General features: G+C 70.5%; 13 protein-coding genes. 7 read left to right on the forward strand and 6 right to left on the reverse strand.

All coding sequences use genetic code 11. From position 1 onward, the window contains the following. Positions 1-384 precede the first annotated feature (384 nt). Entirely contained in the window at positions 385-2,493 is a 2,109-nt protein-coding gene (locus DQW85_RS37120) for a S9 family peptidase (protein ID WP_113704417.1), read from the forward strand. Then, the gene (gene mgrA, locus DQW85_RS37125; RefSeq protein ID WP_113704418.1) at positions 2,490-3,476 is read left to right on the forward strand and encodes an L-glyceraldehyde 3-phosphate reductase; all 987 of its coding nucleotides are present in this window, start codon (positions 2,490-2,492) and stop codon (positions 3,474-3,476) included. Before DQW85_RS37120 ends, mgrA begins: the two co-directional genes overlap by 4 nt. A 9-nt stretch (positions 3,477-3,485) precedes the next feature. On the opposite strand, the gene DQW85_RS37130 is transcribed toward mgrA, so the two are convergent. Continuing rightward, on the reverse strand, positions 3,486-5,864 hold the full coding sequence (locus tag DQW85_RS37130) for a lysylphosphatidylglycerol synthase transmembrane domain-containing protein (protein ID WP_113704419.1): 2,379 nt from the start codon (positions 5,862-5,864) through the stop codon (positions 3,486-3,488). Between the two features lie 265 nt (positions 5,865-6,129). Between DQW85_RS37130 and DQW85_RS37135 the strand changes: the two genes are divergently transcribed. After that, positions 6,130-8,136: a molybdopterin-containing oxidoreductase family protein gene (locus DQW85_RS37135; protein WP_113704420.1), complete on the forward strand. Its 2,007-nt coding sequence runs from the start codon at positions 6,130-6,132 to the stop codon at positions 8,134-8,136. On the opposite strand, the gene DQW85_RS37140 is transcribed toward DQW85_RS37135, so the two are convergent. Continuing rightward, entirely contained in the window at positions 8,123-8,581 is a 459-nt protein-coding gene (locus DQW85_RS37140; RefSeq protein ID WP_113704421.1) for a GNAT family N-acetyltransferase, read from the reverse strand. The two genes, DQW85_RS37135 and DQW85_RS37140, sit on opposite strands and share 14 nt — an antisense overlap. A 62-nt stretch (positions 8,582-8,643) precedes the next feature. Between DQW85_RS37140 and DQW85_RS37145 the strand changes: the two genes are divergently transcribed. Then, on the forward strand, positions 8,644-9,027 hold the full coding sequence (locus DQW85_RS37145; RefSeq protein WP_113704422.1) for a VOC family protein: 384 nt from the start codon (positions 8,644-8,646) through the stop codon (positions 9,025-9,027). A 48-nt stretch (positions 9,028-9,075) separates the two neighbouring features. Here the strand turns inward: DQW85_RS37145 and DQW85_RS37150 are convergent, their stop codons facing one another. Both DQW85_RS37150 and DQW85_RS37155 read right to left on the reverse strand, forming a co-directional pair. Continuing rightward, entirely contained in the window at positions 9,076-9,528 is a 453-nt protein-coding gene (locus tag DQW85_RS37150) for a hypothetical protein (protein ID WP_240197675.1), read from the reverse strand. 78 nt (positions 9,529-9,606) lie between these two features. After that, the gene (locus DQW85_RS37155) at positions 9,607-10,404 is read right to left on the reverse strand and encodes a class I SAM-dependent methyltransferase (RefSeq protein WP_240197676.1); all 798 of its coding nucleotides are present in this window, start codon (positions 10,402-10,404) and stop codon (positions 9,607-9,609) included. 103 nt (positions 10,405-10,507) lie between these two features. On the opposite strand from DQW85_RS37155, the gene DQW85_RS37160 reads away from it, so the two are divergent. The 3 genes from DQW85_RS37160 (at position 10,508) to DQW85_RS37170 (ending at position 13,641) form a co-directional block, all read left to right on the forward strand. Next, positions 10,508-12,313: an acyl-CoA dehydrogenase gene (locus tag DQW85_RS37160; protein WP_113704424.1), complete on the forward strand. Its 1,806-nt coding sequence runs from the start codon at positions 10,508-10,510 to the stop codon at positions 12,311-12,313. A 95-nt stretch (positions 12,314-12,408) separates the two neighbouring features. Continuing rightward, the gene (locus DQW85_RS37165; RefSeq protein WP_113704425.1) at positions 12,409-13,350 is read left to right on the forward strand and encodes an MBL fold metallo-hydrolase; all 942 of its coding nucleotides are present in this window, start codon (positions 12,409-12,411) and stop codon (positions 13,348-13,350) included. 66 nt (positions 13,351-13,416) lie between these two features. Beyond that, on the forward strand, positions 13,417-13,641 hold the full coding sequence (locus DQW85_RS37170; RefSeq protein ID WP_109524993.1) for a DUF6458 family protein: 225 nt from the start codon (positions 13,417-13,419) through the stop codon (positions 13,639-13,641). Between the two features lie 15 nt (positions 13,642-13,656). On the opposite strand, the gene DQW85_RS37175 is transcribed toward DQW85_RS37170, so the two are convergent. Beyond that, complete coding sequence (locus DQW85_RS37175) at positions 13,657-13,950, reverse strand: Dabb family protein (RefSeq protein WP_113704426.1); 294 nt, start codon at positions 13,948-13,950, stop codon at positions 13,657-13,659. A 68-nt stretch (positions 13,951-14,018) separates the two neighbouring features. Next, the coding region (locus tag DQW85_RS37180) for a dihydrolipoamide acetyltransferase family protein (RefSeq protein ID WP_162795686.1) at positions 14,019-14,767 on the reverse strand (749 nt) is incomplete at its 5' end.

Raw genomic sequence — 14,767 nt, forward strand, 5'->3', positions numbered from 1 at the left:
TGCATAAATGCACTGGCTTTTAACACACTGTTGAGTTCTCAAGAAACGGACGCGAACTCCCCAGACCCGCGAGAGGCACTCAATTCCGTTTACCGTGCCCTTATCCTTTCAGCCCCCCAGGTTCATGTCAAATTGACCCGAACCGAGAAAACCGCAAGAAATCGGAGACGTCTTCCAAGTTACCAGCCCGCAGAAGGTGCAGCGAACCGATCTTGGAGGCCGCCGCGCACGTGCACCACCCATGCCAAAGTCACCGGAGTGAGAGAGGTTGGTCGTGCCGCACCGCGTCGGCTCCTAAAGATTAGCAGCGCTCCCGACCGCTCGAGACCCGTTCGCCTAGGTCCGTGGCCACAGAACGATTACGACCGAACATAGACTCCACACGTGAGCAGCATCAACCCGCCAGTGGCGAAGAAGGTCCGGGCCGAGCGCACGCACCACGGCGACACCGTGGTCGACGAGTACGCCTGGCTCGCCGACAAGGAAGATCCCGACACGATCGCCTATCTGGAGGCGGAGAACGCGTTCCTCAAACAGGAGACCGCTCACCTCGCAGACGTCCAGGAGCAGGTCTTCCAGGAGATCAAGGGCCGCACCCAGGAGACCGACCTGTCGGTGCCGAGCCGGAAGGGCGCGTGGTGGTACTTCACCCGCACCGAGGAGGGCAAGCAGTACGCCGTCTCCTGCCGCGTGCCTGCCGAGGGCGACACCCCTCCCGAGATCAAACCGGGCGAGCGCCTCGACGGGGAGCGGGTCATCCTCGACGGCAACGAGCTGGCCGGCGACAGCGCGTTCTTCTCGGTCGGTGTCAGCGCCATCTCCACCGACGGCACGATGCTCGCCTACTCCACCGACTACAAGGGCGACGAGCGCTTCACACTGAGGTTCAAGAACCTCCTGACCGGCGAGCTGCTCGACGACGAGATCGAGGGCATCTTCTACGGCGGCGCCTGGTCGTCCGACGGCTCGGCGTTCTTCTACACGCGGGTCGACGACGCCTGGCGGCCCTGCCAGGTCTACCGCCACACGCTCGGCACCCAGGACGACGTCCTCGTGTACGAGGAGCCCGACGAGCGCTACTGGGTGGGCATCGGGCTCACCCGCAGCGAGAGGTACCTCGTCCTCAGCGCGGGCAGCAAGATCACCAGCGAGGCGCGCATCCTCGACGCGAGCGACCCCACGGGCGAGTTCCGCGTCGTGCGGCCGCGCAAGGTCGGCGTCGAGTACGGCGTCGAGCACGCCGGCGACTTCTTCTACGTGCTGCACAACGAGGGGGCCGAGAACTTCGAGCTGGCCACCGCCCCTCTCGACGACCCGGGCGACTGGACACCGCTGATCGGCCACCGGGACGACACCAGGCTCCTGGAGATCGACGCCTTCGCCGGCCACGCCGTCGTCCACTTCCGGCGCGAGGGGCTCACGGGCATCCGGGTGGTCCCGTACGGTGACTCCGTGGCGGGCGACTGGCGCGAGCGGGTCGAGGCCGCCTGTTCCGGGGCCGCCTACGAGATCGAGTTCCCCGAGACGCTCTACGACGTCGGCCCCGCGGGCAACCCCGAGTTCGTCACGGAGCGGCTCAGACTCGCCTACACCAGCATGATCACGCCGCCCAGCGTCTACGACTACGACCTGGCCACCCGCGAGCTGATCCTGCTCAAGCAGCGCCCCGTGCTCGGCGGCTACGACGCGGGCGACTACGAGCAGTTCCGCGAGTGGGCCACGGCCGAGGACGGCACGCGGGTGCCGATCTCCATCGTCAAGCGCAAGGACACAGCCACTCCCGCTCCCACCGTCCTGTACGGCTACGGCAGCTACGAGACCTCCATCGACCCGGGATTCTCGGTGGCCAGGCTGTCCCTGCTCGACCGCGGTTTCGCCTTCGCCGTCGCGCATGTCAGGGGCGGCGGCGAGCTGGGCCGGCGGTGGTACGAGGACGGCAAGCTCACCAGGAAGCGCAACACGTTCACCGACTTCGTGGCAGCGGCCGGGCACCTCAAGCGGGCCGGCTGGAGCGAGCGGATCATCGCGCGGGGCGGTTCGGCGGGCGGGCTGCTGATGGGCGCGGTCGCCAACCTGGCGCCGGAGGAGTTCGCGGGCGTGGTGGCCGAGGTGCCGTTCGTCGACGCGCTCAACACGATCCTCGACCCGTCGCTGCCGCTGACCGTCATCGAATGGGACGAGTGGGGCGATCCCCTGCACAACGCGGACGTCTACGCGTACATGAAGAGCTACTCGCCGTACGAGAACGTGGACGGCCGGCCGTACCCGCCGATCCTGGCGATCACCAGCCTGAACGACACCCGCGTGCTGTATCACGAGCCCGCCAAGTGGATCGCCAGGCTGCGGGCGACGGCCGGGGGCGGCCCGTTCCTGCTCAAGACCGAGATGGGGGCCGGGCACGGCGGGCGCAGCGGGCGCTACGACGCCTGGCGCGAGGAGGCCTTCGCGCTCTCCTGGATCATCGAACGAGGCACCGACGGAGGCGCGGCATGACCTACCAGCCCGACGACAGCCGCTATGAGCGGCAGCCGTACAACCGGAGCGGGAGGAGCGGGCTCAAGCTGCCCGCCGTCTCGCTGGGGCTGTGGCACAACTTCGGCGACACCAGGCCGCTGGACAACTCCCGGGCCATCCTGCGCAGGGCGTTCGACCTGGGTGTCACGCACTTCGACCTGGCCAACAACTACGGCGTCCCGTACGGCTCGGCGGAGCTGAACTTCGGCCGGATCTTCCGCGAGGACTTCACCCCCTACCGGGACGAGCTGGTCATCTCCACCAAGGCCGGGTTCGACATGTGGCCCGGCCCGTACGGCGAGTGGGGCTCGCGCAAGTACCTGCTGGCGAGCCTCGACCAGTCGCTGGAGCGGATGGGGCTGGAGTACGTCGACATCTTCTACAGCCACCGCTTCGACCCCGAGACGCCGCTTGAGGAGACGATGGGGGCGCTGGACCGGGCGGTGCGCTCGGGCAAGGCCCTGTACGCCGGCATCTCCAACTACACCCCCGAGCAGACGGCGCAGGCGGCGAGGATCATGCGGGAGCTGGGCACGCCGCTGCTCATCCACCAGCCGTCCTACTCGATGATCAACCGGTGGATCGAGGGCGGGCTGCTCGACGTGCTGGAGGACGCCGGCATGGGGTGCATCGTCTACTCGCCGCTCGCGCAGGGCCTGCTGACGGACCGCTACCTGCAGGGGGTGCCGGCCGACTCGCGGGCCGCGACCAGCAGGTTCCTGAGCGCCGACCAGATCGACCTCGACCTGGCGCGCGACCTGGACGAGGTGGCCAGGGGCAGGGGGCAGACGCTGGCCCAGATGGCGCTGCTCTGGACGCTCAGGGACCCGCGCGTGACCAGCGTGCTGATCGGCGCGAGCAGCGTGAAGCAGTTGGAGGACAACGTGGCCTGCCTGGACGGCCCCGCCTTCACCGAGGACGAGCTGGACGCGATCGACAAGATCACGCCCAGGAGGGCCTGACCCGCCGGCTCAGAGGGCCTCGTGGCGCTGCAGGTAGGTGAACGAGGCCCAGCCGGGCAGCACCGGCAGCCAGAACGTGAGCAGCCGGTGAAGGAGCACGGCCGAGGTGGCCAGCTCGGCGGGCAGCCCGGCGACGGTCAGCCCCAGCGTGAGTGACGCCTCCACCGCGCCCAGCCCGCCCGGGGTGGGCGCGGCCGAGCCGATGGCGTTGGCCGTGAGGTAGACGACGGCGACGGTGGTGAAGTCGAGCTTGCCGCCGAACGCGGCCACGCAGGCGTCGAGGCAGACGATGAACGCCAGGGTGATCATCAGGGTGCCGAAGCTGGCCTCGATCATCTTGATCGGCGTCTGGATCACGTCGAGCAGCCGCGGCAGCACGTTCGAGAACAGCCGCCGCATCCGCTCGGTGACGATCCGGCGCAGCGGCGGCACGCCGAGCAGCAGGACGGCCAGCACGGCGAAGGCGAGCAGCGCCACGACCAGCCCGCGCGACGGCGTGAACGAGGTGTTGGTGCTGGACCCGGTGATGTAGGCGAACAGCAGCAGCAGCCCGATGTGGAAGATCATCATGACCAGCTGCGAGGCGCCCACGCTGGCCACCGCCGAACCCGGTGAGATGTCGCGCTTCTGCAGGTAGCGCGTGTTGATGGCGACGCCGCCGACCGCGGCGGGCGCCACGAGCTTGACGAACGAGGCGGCGAACTGGACGAGCACGGTCCGCCAGAGCGGCAGCGGCTCGGGCACGAAGCCCCGCAGCATCAGCGCGGCGGCCACGAAACTGGCGAACGAGGCGAGCAGCGCCAGGCCCGACCACCCCCAGTTGGCCGTGGTCACCACCTGCACCAGGTTGACCCGGCTGAGCTGGGACATCAGGAAGTAGGCGGCCAGCGTGCTGGCGATGATCGTGACCAGCGTGCGGGGCTTGAACCGCTCCAGCCGGATCTCCTCGACCCGGCTCTGCGGCCTGAGCGCGACGATCTGCTCGCGCAGCGCGCCCAGCAGCCCCTTGTCCTTGGCCAGTGCCGAGCGGGTCTCGCGGGTGAGCGCGATGCGCTGGAGCATCGGCATCGCGGCGGCCAGCGCGTCGGGCCCCATGACGGCGGCGGCCGCGCGGACCGAGCGCTCGGGCCCCACCCGCAGCGCGAGGTAGGTGAGGAGCTGGGCGACGTCGAGCCTGAGCAGCAGGTCGCCGGCGGCGATCTCACCGCTGCGGGCGTCGGTCAGCACCACGCGGCCGGCCGTGTCGAGGTGGATGCCGTCGCCGGTGAGCCGCCGGTGCGCCAGGCGCTGGATCTGCAGCAGCGCGATCTGCTCCCAGATCTGCGCGAGCAGGTCGTCTGTGATGTCGGCGTCGGGCACCTCGTCGAGCGGGCGGGAGTCGAGGTGCTCGTAGGCGAGCAGCGCGGCCTCGGTGCCGATCTCACTGGTGCCGAGCAGCCGGGGCGTGCTGGCGCCGGCCGCCTGGGCGGCGTACGCCATGAGCGCCTCGCGTTCGAGTTCGGCGCGGAGCGACCTGATGGCCCGCCTCCTGGTCTCGGAGTGGAGCCGGAAGCGCCGCCAGAGCCGGTACGGCAGGCCGGCCACCTGGCGGTCGCGGTCGAGCACGGTGACGTCGAGGCTGGTGCCGTCCTTGAGTACGACGGCGTAGCGGCGGCTGCCCTGGTGGTCGTCGTCGATGCGGCGGGCCGAGATCGGGGAGAACGAGAGCTTGCGCAGCGCGGCGACGACGGCGTTGCCCGGGGGCCGGGTGTTGGGGCTGCCGACGCCGTACAGGGTGCCGTAGCCGATGGCCATGCCGAGGAGCACGGTGACCATGCCGCCGACGAGCGTGATCTGGTAGCCGGTGAAGAAGGCGAGGACGTAGAGCCCGATCACCGTCCACATCAGGGCCCGCCAGGTGGGGCGCCGGGAGATCCGGACGGCGGTGGAGTAGGCGATGACCGAGGCCAGCAGCGTGTTGAGCGGCTCGATGTCGCGGTCGCCGGTCATCAGCAGGCGCAGGTCGTCGGGGGCGGCCGTGACGATCCAGCCTCCGATGAGGAAGGAGAGGACCATGCCCAGGATCGCGGCGACCAGGCCCTCGGCCACGCGCAGGCCGTCGCGGTGGAAGACGCGCTCCACGGCGAACGCGGCGGGCACGACGAGCAGGGCGGCGCCGCCGAGGAACGTCGCGATCCTGCTCAGCAGCTCCGGCAGGCGGGTGGCGCCCTCGGTGACGTCCTTCTCCAGGCCGTTGAGCGTCTGCTTGGCGACCAGGGCGAGCAGGAGCACCCCGGTGATGGCGAGCAGCGTGGCCAGGAAGCGCAGCAGGTCGGAGGGGCGGCGCAGGCGCTGGGGCAGCAGCGGCTCGACGACGTAGACGTCGGGATCGGGGCGCGCGTCGATCACGGCAGGATCATCTCCCTCCGTGAGGTCCCCCGTATCGTCACGTTCCCTGATTTCGGCCACCGACAGCGATTGTGCACCTTTCCGGCCGGATCGTACGATCTTTGGCCTCCCCGTGCCTCCTCGACCGCAACGTCGCGAGGCAGGCTACACGGTGGAGCTTCCGCCCTTCATCTTCGATTTCTACCGCGAACCGGCACCTGCCGCGCCGCAGCGGCGGGCAGGAAAATTTCCCGGCGCGCGGAAGACCGGGACATAAGGTGTGCCTATGTCAGGCGAACTTAGGGTTCTGGGGGCATGTCCGCTTGATTGCCCCGATGGCTGCTCGTGGACGGTCACGGTCGAGGACGGGAAGGCCGTGAAGCTGCGCGGCAACCCCGACCACCCCTACACCAGGGGCGCGCTCTGCGTGAAGGTCAACCGCTATCTGGAGCACACGCGGGCCGGCGACCGCGTCCTGCACCCGCTCCGCCGTACCGGGCCCAAGGGGTCGGGACAGTTCGAGCGCATCAGCTGGGACGAGGCGCTGGACGAGATCTCGGCGCGGCTGCGCCGCGTCGTGGAGGAGCACGGTGGCGAGGCCATCTGGCCCTACCTGGGCACCGGGTCGCTCGGCTATCTCCAGGGCTGCTACGGCGTGGCGGGGCGGCGGTTCTGGAACGTGCTGGGCGCCTCCAAGCACTGGCTCAACATCTGCACGGCCGCGGGCGCCGGCGGGCTGAAGCTGACCAACGGCACCGCCGCCGGCATGGACCCGGAGAACTTCGCGCTGTCCCGGCTCATCCTGCTGTGGGGCACCAACCCGCTCACCAGCGGCCACCACCTGTGGAAGTTCGTGCAGGAGGCCAGGGCGGACGGCGCGTACGTGGTCGCCATCGACCCGATCCGCACCAGGACGGCCGACCAGGCCGACCGGCATCTCGCGATCAGGCCGGGCACCGACGCGGCGCTCGCGCTGGGCCTGCTCAACGTGGTGCTGGCGGAGGGGGCGCAGGACGAGGAGTTCCTGGCGGAGCACACGCGGGGCTGGGAGGCCTTCCGCGAGGAGATCCTGAGCCATCCGGTCGACAGGGTGGCGGAGATCACCGGCATCCCGGCGGCGGACATCCGCGACCTGGGGACGAGGCTCGCCCGCACCCGCCCCACCGGGATCCGCGCCACGATGGGCATCCAGCGGCACGAGGGCGGCGGCACCGCGATGCGGACGATCGCCGCGATCCCCGGCGTGACCGGCGACTGGCGGCATCCCGGCGGCGGCGTCGCCTACTCCACCAGCGGCCACGTGCACTTCGACGTCGACACCCGCGACGACCTGCTGGCCCAGCCGGTGCGTACGCTCACCATGACCAGGCTCGCCTCCGAGCTCGACTCGGTGAAGTGCCTGTGGGTGTACGGCGCGAACCCGGTGGGCTCGACGTCCGACACCAACACGATCAGGCGCAAGCTGGCCCGCGAGGACCTGTTCACGGTGGTCATGGAGCACTTCCTCACCGACACGGCCGACTACGCCGACATCGTGCTGCCCGCGACCATGCAGACCGAGCACACGGATCTGCACGCCGGTTACGGCCACCTCTACCTGCAGTGGAACGAGCCGGCCGTGGAGCCGCCCGGCGAGTGCCTGTCCACGACCGAGACCTTCCGCCGCCTGGCCCGGCACATGGGGCTCACCGAGCCGTCGCTGTACGACTCGGATCTGGAGCTGGCCGAGCAACTGCTGTCGAGCGGCCACCCCTCGCTGGAGGGCATCACGCTCGACCGGCTGCGCAAGGAGGGCTGGGTGCGGCTCAACTTTCCCCGGCCGTTCGCGCCCTTCGCCGAGGGCTTCCCGACGCCGTCCGGCCGGCTGCGCTTCCCGCCTCCGGGCAGGGCGTACGTGCCGTCGCGGTCGTCGCGCGAGGGTGGGCGGGGGCCGTACCCGCTGACCCTGATCACGCCGGCGGCGCACACCTTCCTCAACACGACGTTCGGCAACAACCCGGAGCTGCGGCGCCGGGCCAAGGAGCCGGTGGTGCTGGTGAATCCGGCCGACGCGGCCGAGCGCGGGCTGGTGAGCGGGCAGCGGGCGCGGGTGCACAACGGCGGCGGCGAGTTCCTGGCCGACGTCGAGGTGAGCGACCGGGTGGCGCGGGGCGTGGTGGCCTCGCCCAAGGGGCGCTGGCCCAAGCACAGCCCCGGCGGCGCGAACCCGAACGCGGTCGTCGAGGAGCGCGACGCCGACCTGGGCCGGGGCGCCGTCTACCACGACAACCTGGTGGAGGTCAGCCCAGCGTGAGCTTGAAGCCCTCGTGGGAGTTGGCGAAGCCGAGCGAGCCGTAGAAGCGGTGGGCGTCGGCGCGTGACTTGTCGGAGGTGAGCTGGACGACCGCGCAGCCGCGGGCGCGCGCCCTGTCCACGCCCCACTGGATCATGCGGCGGCCGAGGCCCTGGCCCCTGGTGGAGGCGGCGACCCTGACGGCTTCGATCTGGCAGCGCTCGGCGCCGCGCCTCGACAGGCCGGCCAGGTAGGTGAGCTGCATGGTTCCCACCACCTCGCCGTCGCGCTCGGCGACGATCAGCTCGTCGTAGGGGTTGGCGTCGACGCGGGCGAAGGCCTCCCGGTAGCGCTCGTCGTCCGGGTGACCCTCCCGCTTCGCGCCGAGCGGGTCGTCGGCCAGCATGGCGACGATCGCGGGCACGTCGCCGGCGGTGGCCTGGCGGAAGATGACGGTCTCTGGCATGCCCCGCATCATGCCAGTAACCGGCTTGACGGTTTTGCCGGTGTCGCGATTGAGTGACGGCCATGATTGAGATTCACGCCGTGACCATCGACGCCGCCGACCCGTACGAGCTGGCGGCCTGGTGGAGCAGGGCCACCGGGCTGCCGCTGGGAGACGGTGACCAGCCGGGCGACGACGAGGTCATGCTGCGCACCGAGCGCGACCCCTTCCTGCTGTTCATCCGCGTCCCGGAGGGCAAGGCCGTCAAGAACCGCGTCCACCTCGACGTCAACGGCACCGAGGGCCGCACGCGGGACCAGGAGGTGGAGCGGCTCCTGGGGCTCGGCGCCACCGTGTTCGAGGACCACCGCAACGCCGACGGCACCGGCTGGATGACCATGCGCGATCCGGAGGGCAACGAATTCTGCGTCTGCCGGAGCCAGGCCGAGAGGGACGGCGCGCTGTAGACGCGCCACCCCCTATGTCCGATATGGGGGTCCGATGTGGGGAACGTCTCACGCCTGCGAGCGGGCGCGGCCCTTCATGGTGAGCGTCAGGACGCCCGCGATGAGGTAGACCAGCGCGCCGTGCCAGATCGACTGGAAGGCCGAGCCGAACACGCCCTCGCCGTCGAGCACGAGCTGCACCGGGTAGTCCAGCACGGCCGTGATGCCGGCGGGGAGCAGCGCGAACTTCCAGGGGTGGCGCAGCGCCCAGAGCCGGGCCTGCCGGGTCACCCGGTCGCCCTCGTGCGGCTTGGCCACGGCGCCGACGGCCGCGATCAGCGCGAACAGGCTGATGCCCAGCCCCAGGGCCCACACCAGGTCGGCGGGGCCCGGCAGCAGCACGCCCATGCCCCAGCTGGCCGCCGCCACCACGCCACCACCGACGGCGGCGGCCTTCCACGGAGCACCGCGGAGCGCGGCGCCGGACAGCGAGACTTCGTCGCGTCGGGTGATTTCGTTCATGGATCCAGCCTGCCTCCCGCAGGCCCCTGGCGGCATCCGGGATAATCCCTGATTAGTCCCCTACCGGCTCCGGAGTGTTCACTCCCACCAGAGAGTGACCCAGCGGTCCCTGGGGAGCGGCCACATGCCGAGGGAGAGCGCGGTCTCCGCCACCTCGCCGGCGCGCGACGGGTCGAGGCAGAGGCGCCGGCAGGCCCCGGCCGCGAGCTCCTCCAGGGATCCGAATCGTTCCAGCGGGGCCTCGCGCTCCTCCACCCGCACCGGGTAGCCCAGCGCGGCCGCCAGCGCGACGCAGTCCTCGGCGATGGGCCGGACCGGGCGGTCCACGTCGTGGAAGTGCTGCCAGAGCGGGGTCATCCAGCTCATGGGGTGGCGGTGGGTGAGCTCTATCACCACGCGCCCGCTGGTGCGCTCGTCGAGCGCGCGCAGGAACGCGGCCAGGTCGGGAACGTTGTACACGACGTGGCCGGCGACGGCCGCGTCGGCCACCGGCACCTGACCGGCCACGTCCGGCCACCGGCCCTCGACCGCCGTCAGCGGGACGCCGAGTTTGTCCGCCCGCAGCGCGAGCTCGGCCAGCATGCCGGGCGAGGTGTCCACGGCGTACAGCTCGCCGATGCGCTCGTGCAGCGGGAGGGACGAGGCGCCGGTGCCCGAGCCGACGTCGAGCAGCGTGCCGCCCTGGGGCAGCGCCTCGGCGACGCGCGTCATCGTGGGCCCGTCGTCCGGCTCGGCCAGCGCCCTGTCGGTGCGCGTGGCGAAGCGGGCGGGCGAGTGGCCCCAGGGGTCGGCCGGGGCCTTGGCCAGGATCTCCTCCGGGATGGCCCAGGATTCCAGGCGTTCTCGCCACCGCGAGGCGAGTTCTTCGGCATCCATGGAGATGAGCATGCCACGCATATCGGTGGTTACCCGCGGGTAGCATTCCTAGTAAGGTTACTAGCCAGTAGATAACGACCTCGGGTCAAGGAGATCAGCACCCATGGGCCACTACAAGAGCAACGTGCGTGACCTGGAGTTCAACCTTTTCGAGGTGTTCGGGCGACGAGAGATCCTCGGCACCGCGCCGTACGCGGATGTGGACGAAGACGTCGCACGCGGCATCCTGGAGGAGGTCAACAGGCTGGCCACCGGTGTCCTTGCCGAGTCGTTCGAGGAGGGCGACCGCACGCCTCCGGTCTTCGACCCCGAGGCGGCCACCGTGGCCGTACCCGCCGGTTTCAAGAAGTCGTACCAGGCGCTGGTCGACGGCGGCTGGGCGCACATCGACCTGCCCGCCGAGCTGGGCGGCCCCGGCATCCCCCGCAGCCTCGCCTGGGCGACGGCCGAGATGATCCTGGGCGCCAACCCGGCCATCTACATGTACGCGGCGGGCCCCAACTTCGCCTACATCCTGTGGAACCTCGGCACCGCCGACCAGAAGCGCTTCGCCGAGCTCGCCATCGAGCGCAACTGGGGCGCCACCATGGTGCTCACCGAGCCCGACGCCGGCTCCGACGTGGGCGCCGGGCGCGCCAAGGCGGTACGGCAGCCCGACGGCAGCTGGCACATCGAGGGCGTCAAGCGCTTCATCACCAGCGCCGAGCACGACATGTCGGAGAACATCTTCCACCTCGTGCTGGCCCGCCCCGAGGGCCACGCCGCGGGCACCAAGGGCCTGTCGATGTTCCTGGTGCCGAAGTATCACGTGAACCTCGACACCGGTGAGCTGGGCGAGCGCAACGGCGTCTACGTGACCAACGTCGAGAAGAAGATGGGCCTGAAGGTCTCCACCACGTGCGAGGTCACCTTCGGCGAGCGGCACCCGGCGGTCGGCTGGCTGGTCGGCGACGTGCACGAGGGCATCAAGCAGATGTTCATGATCATCGAGCACGCGCGCATGATGGTCGGCACCAAGGCCATCGCCACGCTCTCCACCGGCTACCTGAACGCCCTGGAGTACGCCAAGTCCCGCGCGCAGGGCGCCGACCTCACCAGGATGGCCGACAAGTCCGCGCCGCGCGTGACCATCACCCACCACCCCGACGTGCGCCGCGAGCTCATGCTGCAGAAGGCGTACGCCGAGGGCATGCGGGCGCTCGTCCTCTACACGGCCACGTTCCAGGACGCCATCCAGATCGACCCCGGGGACCAGCACGCGCACGCGATGAACGACCTGCTGCTGCCGGTGGTCAAGGGCTTTGGCTCGGAGCGGTCGTACGAGCTGCTGTCCCGCTCGCTGCAGACGCTGGGCGGCTCGGGCTACCTGCAGGAGTACCCGATCGAGCAGTACATCCGCGACGCCAAGATCGACTCACTGTACGAGGGCACCACCGCCATCCAGGGCCTGGACCTGTTCTTCCGCAAGATCCTGCGCAACCAGGGCGCGGCGATCGGCTCGCTGCTGACCGAGATCACCGACTTCGCCGCCTCGCAGGCCGGCAACGGCCGCCTCAAGGAGGAGCGCAAGCTGCTCGCGGAGGCCGCCGCCGAGGTCAAGGCCATGGGCGACACCATGGCCGGGTGGGCGCTCGGCTCGCTGGAGAAGCCGGAGGAGGTCTACCGGGTCGGCCTCAACACGACCAGGCTCCTGCTGGCGCTGGGCGACCTGGTGATCGGCTGGCTGCTGCTGCGCCAGGCCGAGATCGCGCTGGCCCGGCTGGCCGAGCGCGAGGACCCGTTCTACCAGGGGAAGGTGGCCGCCGCCTCGTTCTTCGCGACGACCGTGCTGCCCCGCCTGGCCGCCGAGCGGCGCGTGCTCGACAGCACCGGCCAGGAGCTCATGGAGCTGCCGGAGGAGGCGTTCTAGCCTCCACGGCCGCCGCGTGTCGAAGGACGCCCGTTCCGATCTCCGGAGCGGGCGTCCGCCACTTCTGGCGCGCCCCTTTTCGGTACGGTCGCGACATGAGTTCGACTTCTCACGATCATCCTTTGCCCCCGCCGCGCGTCGAAGAGGTCTCCGACGGCGTGTACGCCTACGTCCAGCCCGACGGAAGCTGGTGGATCAACAACACGGGCTTCCTCGCGGGCCGGCGCGGCGTGATCGCCATCGACGCCTGCTCGACCGAGCGCCGCACCCGGGCCTACCGCGAGGCCATCGCCCGGGTCACCGACCGGCCGATCACGACGCTGGTCAACACCCATCACCACGGCGACCACACGTTCGGCAACTACCTCTTCCCCGAGGCCACGATCGTCGCCCACGAGCGCACCCGCGAGAGGGTGCTGGCCGAGGGCATCCCCGACTACCGCGCGATCGTGTGGTCGCCCGAGGTCGAATGGGGTGAGCTGGAGGCGGTGGCGCCGTTCCTCACCTACACCGACGGGGTCACCCTCCACTCCGACGAGCTGCGCTGCGAGGTGCGGCACGTCGGCGTCCCCGCGCACACCACCAACGACTCGTACGTCTGGATCCCGGAGCGCCAGGTGCTGTTCTCCGGCGACCTGCTGTTCAACGGCGGCACCCCGTTCGTGCTGATGGGCTCCGTGGACGGCGCCCTGGAGGCGCTCGACCGGCTTGAGGAGCTCGGCGCGCGGACGATCGTGCCGGGGCACGGCGACGTGTGCGGACCCGAGGTGATCGAGCGGGTGCGCGGCTACCTGCGCTTCGTGCGCGAGACCGCCGAGCGGGGCCGGGCCGCCGGGCTCACGCCGCTGGAGGCCGCCCGCGAGACGGATCTCGGCGAGTGGGGCGAGCTGCTCGACTCCGAGCGCGTCGTCGGCAACCTGCACCGCGCCTACGCCGAGCTGGACGGCCTGCCGCGGGGCGGCGACATCGACCTCGTGGCGGCCATCTTCGACATGATCACCTTCAACGGCGGGCAGCCACTCTCCTGCCTGGCCTGAGGGTGTGATCGCCTATACCCGGGTATGACCGTGGGCGAACCGGGTCTTTGCCTATCGGAGGTCGTCATGGGTGTCGGCGTCAGCATCTTCTTCCTCACGCTCGGCGCCATCCTGAAATTCGCCATCGAGCCCGACGTGTTCGGCGACTCGGTCCACATGGACGTGATCGGGCTCATCTTCATGATCGTCGGGGGAGCCGGGATCGTGCTGAGCGTCGTGCTGGCCCCGCGGCGCGGCCGCACTTCCGAGGACCGGCTGATGCACCGCGAGAACCAGCCGCCGGAAGCCTGACGGAAGGCGAGAGGTCTAGACGCTGAACTGGACGGCGGCGCGGGCCGCCACGATCGGCTTGATGTGCTCCGCGATCACCGCCTGGTGCAGGGGGTGATCGCGGTAGACCAGGTAGTCGTCCACGCTGTCGAAGTCGGCCACGACCGCGAAGTCGTGGTTGCCCTGGTTGATGCCCGCGTCGGGGCCGAAGGCATAGGCGCGGAGCTGCGGGATGGCGGCCGGCAGCTTGCGCAGCTCGGTCACCACCGCCTCCTTCTGCTCATCGGTGGCGGCATCGGTCCAGGTGAACAGCACGACGTGGCGAATCATGCGGCTCACCCTATCGACCCGGCACCCGCCGGGCGCGGATGAGTGCCGTCCGCGCCCGCCGGGCGGGTTCAGCTCCAGGCCAGCACGCGCAGCGGGTCCTCCAGCATGTCGCCCACGTCGCGCAGGAACCGCGAGCCCAGCTCGCCGTCCACGATCCGGTGGTCGAACGAGAGCGCCAGGGTCGTCACCCTGCGCACGGCCAGCGCGCCGTCCACCACCCACGGCATCTCCCTGACCTGACCGAACGCGAGGATGGCGGCCTCGCCCGGGTTGAGTATCGGGGTGCCGGCGTCGACCCCGAACACGCCCACATTCGTGATCGTGATCGTGCCGCCCGTCATCTCCGCCGGCTGTGTCCGGCCCGCCCTGGCGGTCTCGGCCAGCTGGGAGAGCCGCCTCGCCAGCTCCGGGAGGGGCAGCTCGTGGGCGCCCTTGACGTTGGGCACCACGAGGCCGCGCGGGGTGGCGGCGGCGATCCCCAGGTTCACGTAGTGCTTGACCACGATCTCCTGGGCGTCCTCGTCCCAGGAGGAGTTGATCATCGGATGCCGCCGGGCGGCGACCAGCACGGCCTTGGCCACCAGGAGCAGCGGCGAGACCTTGACCTCGGCGAAGTCGGGCAGCTCGCGCAGCCGCCTGACCGCGGCCATGGTCTCGGTGACGTCCACCTGGAGGAACTCGGTGACGTGCGGGGCGGTGAAGGCGCTGGCCACCATGGCCTGCGCGGTCATCCTGCGCACGCCCTTGACGGGGACGCGCTCCTCGCGCCACCGCGGGGCCGGCGGCGCCTCGGCCGGGGCCTCGCCCGGCGCCGGGC

Source organism: Nonomuraea lactucae (assembly GCF_003313395.1).
GTDB lineage: Bacteria > Actinomycetota > Actinomycetes > Streptosporangiales > Streptosporangiaceae > Nonomuraea > Nonomuraea lactucae.

What these genes read in the sequence shown, in the direction of transcription:
- mgrA (WP_113704418.1), top strand. Translation starts at nt 2,490, where the DNA reads ATGACCTACCAGCCCGACGACAGCCGCTATGAGCGGCAGCCGTACAAC.
- DQW85_RS37135 (WP_113704420.1), top strand. Translation starts at nt 6,130, where the DNA reads ATGTCAGGCGAACTTAGGGTTCTGGGGGCATGTCCGCTTGATTGCCCC.
- DQW85_RS37140 (WP_113704421.1), bottom strand. Translation starts at nt 8,581, where the DNA reads ATGCCAGAGACCGTCATCTTCCGCCAGGCCACCGCCGGCGACGTGCCC.
- DQW85_RS37145 (WP_113704422.1), top strand. Translation starts at nt 8,644, where the DNA reads ATGATTGAGATTCACGCCGTGACCATCGACGCCGCCGACCCGTACGAG.
- DQW85_RS37150 (WP_240197675.1), bottom strand. Translation starts at nt 9,528, where the DNA reads ATGAACGAAATCACCCGACGCGACGAAGTCTCGCTGTCCGGCGCCGCG.
- DQW85_RS37155 (WP_240197676.1), bottom strand. Translation starts at nt 10,404, where the DNA reads ATGGATGCCGAAGAACTCGCCTCGCGGTGGCGAGAACGCCTGGAATCC.
- DQW85_RS37160 (WP_113704424.1), top strand. Translation starts at nt 10,508, where the DNA reads ATGGGCCACTACAAGAGCAACGTGCGTGACCTGGAGTTCAACCTTTTC.
- DQW85_RS37165 (WP_113704425.1), top strand. Translation starts at nt 12,409, where the DNA reads ATGAGTTCGACTTCTCACGATCATCCTTTGCCCCCGCCGCGCGTCGAA.
- DQW85_RS37170 (WP_109524993.1), top strand. Translation starts at nt 13,417, where the DNA reads ATGGGTGTCGGCGTCAGCATCTTCTTCCTCACGCTCGGCGCCATCCTG.
- DQW85_RS37175 (WP_113704426.1), bottom strand. Translation starts at nt 13,950, where the DNA reads ATGATTCGCCACGTCGTGCTGTTCACCTGGACCGATGCCGCCACCGAT.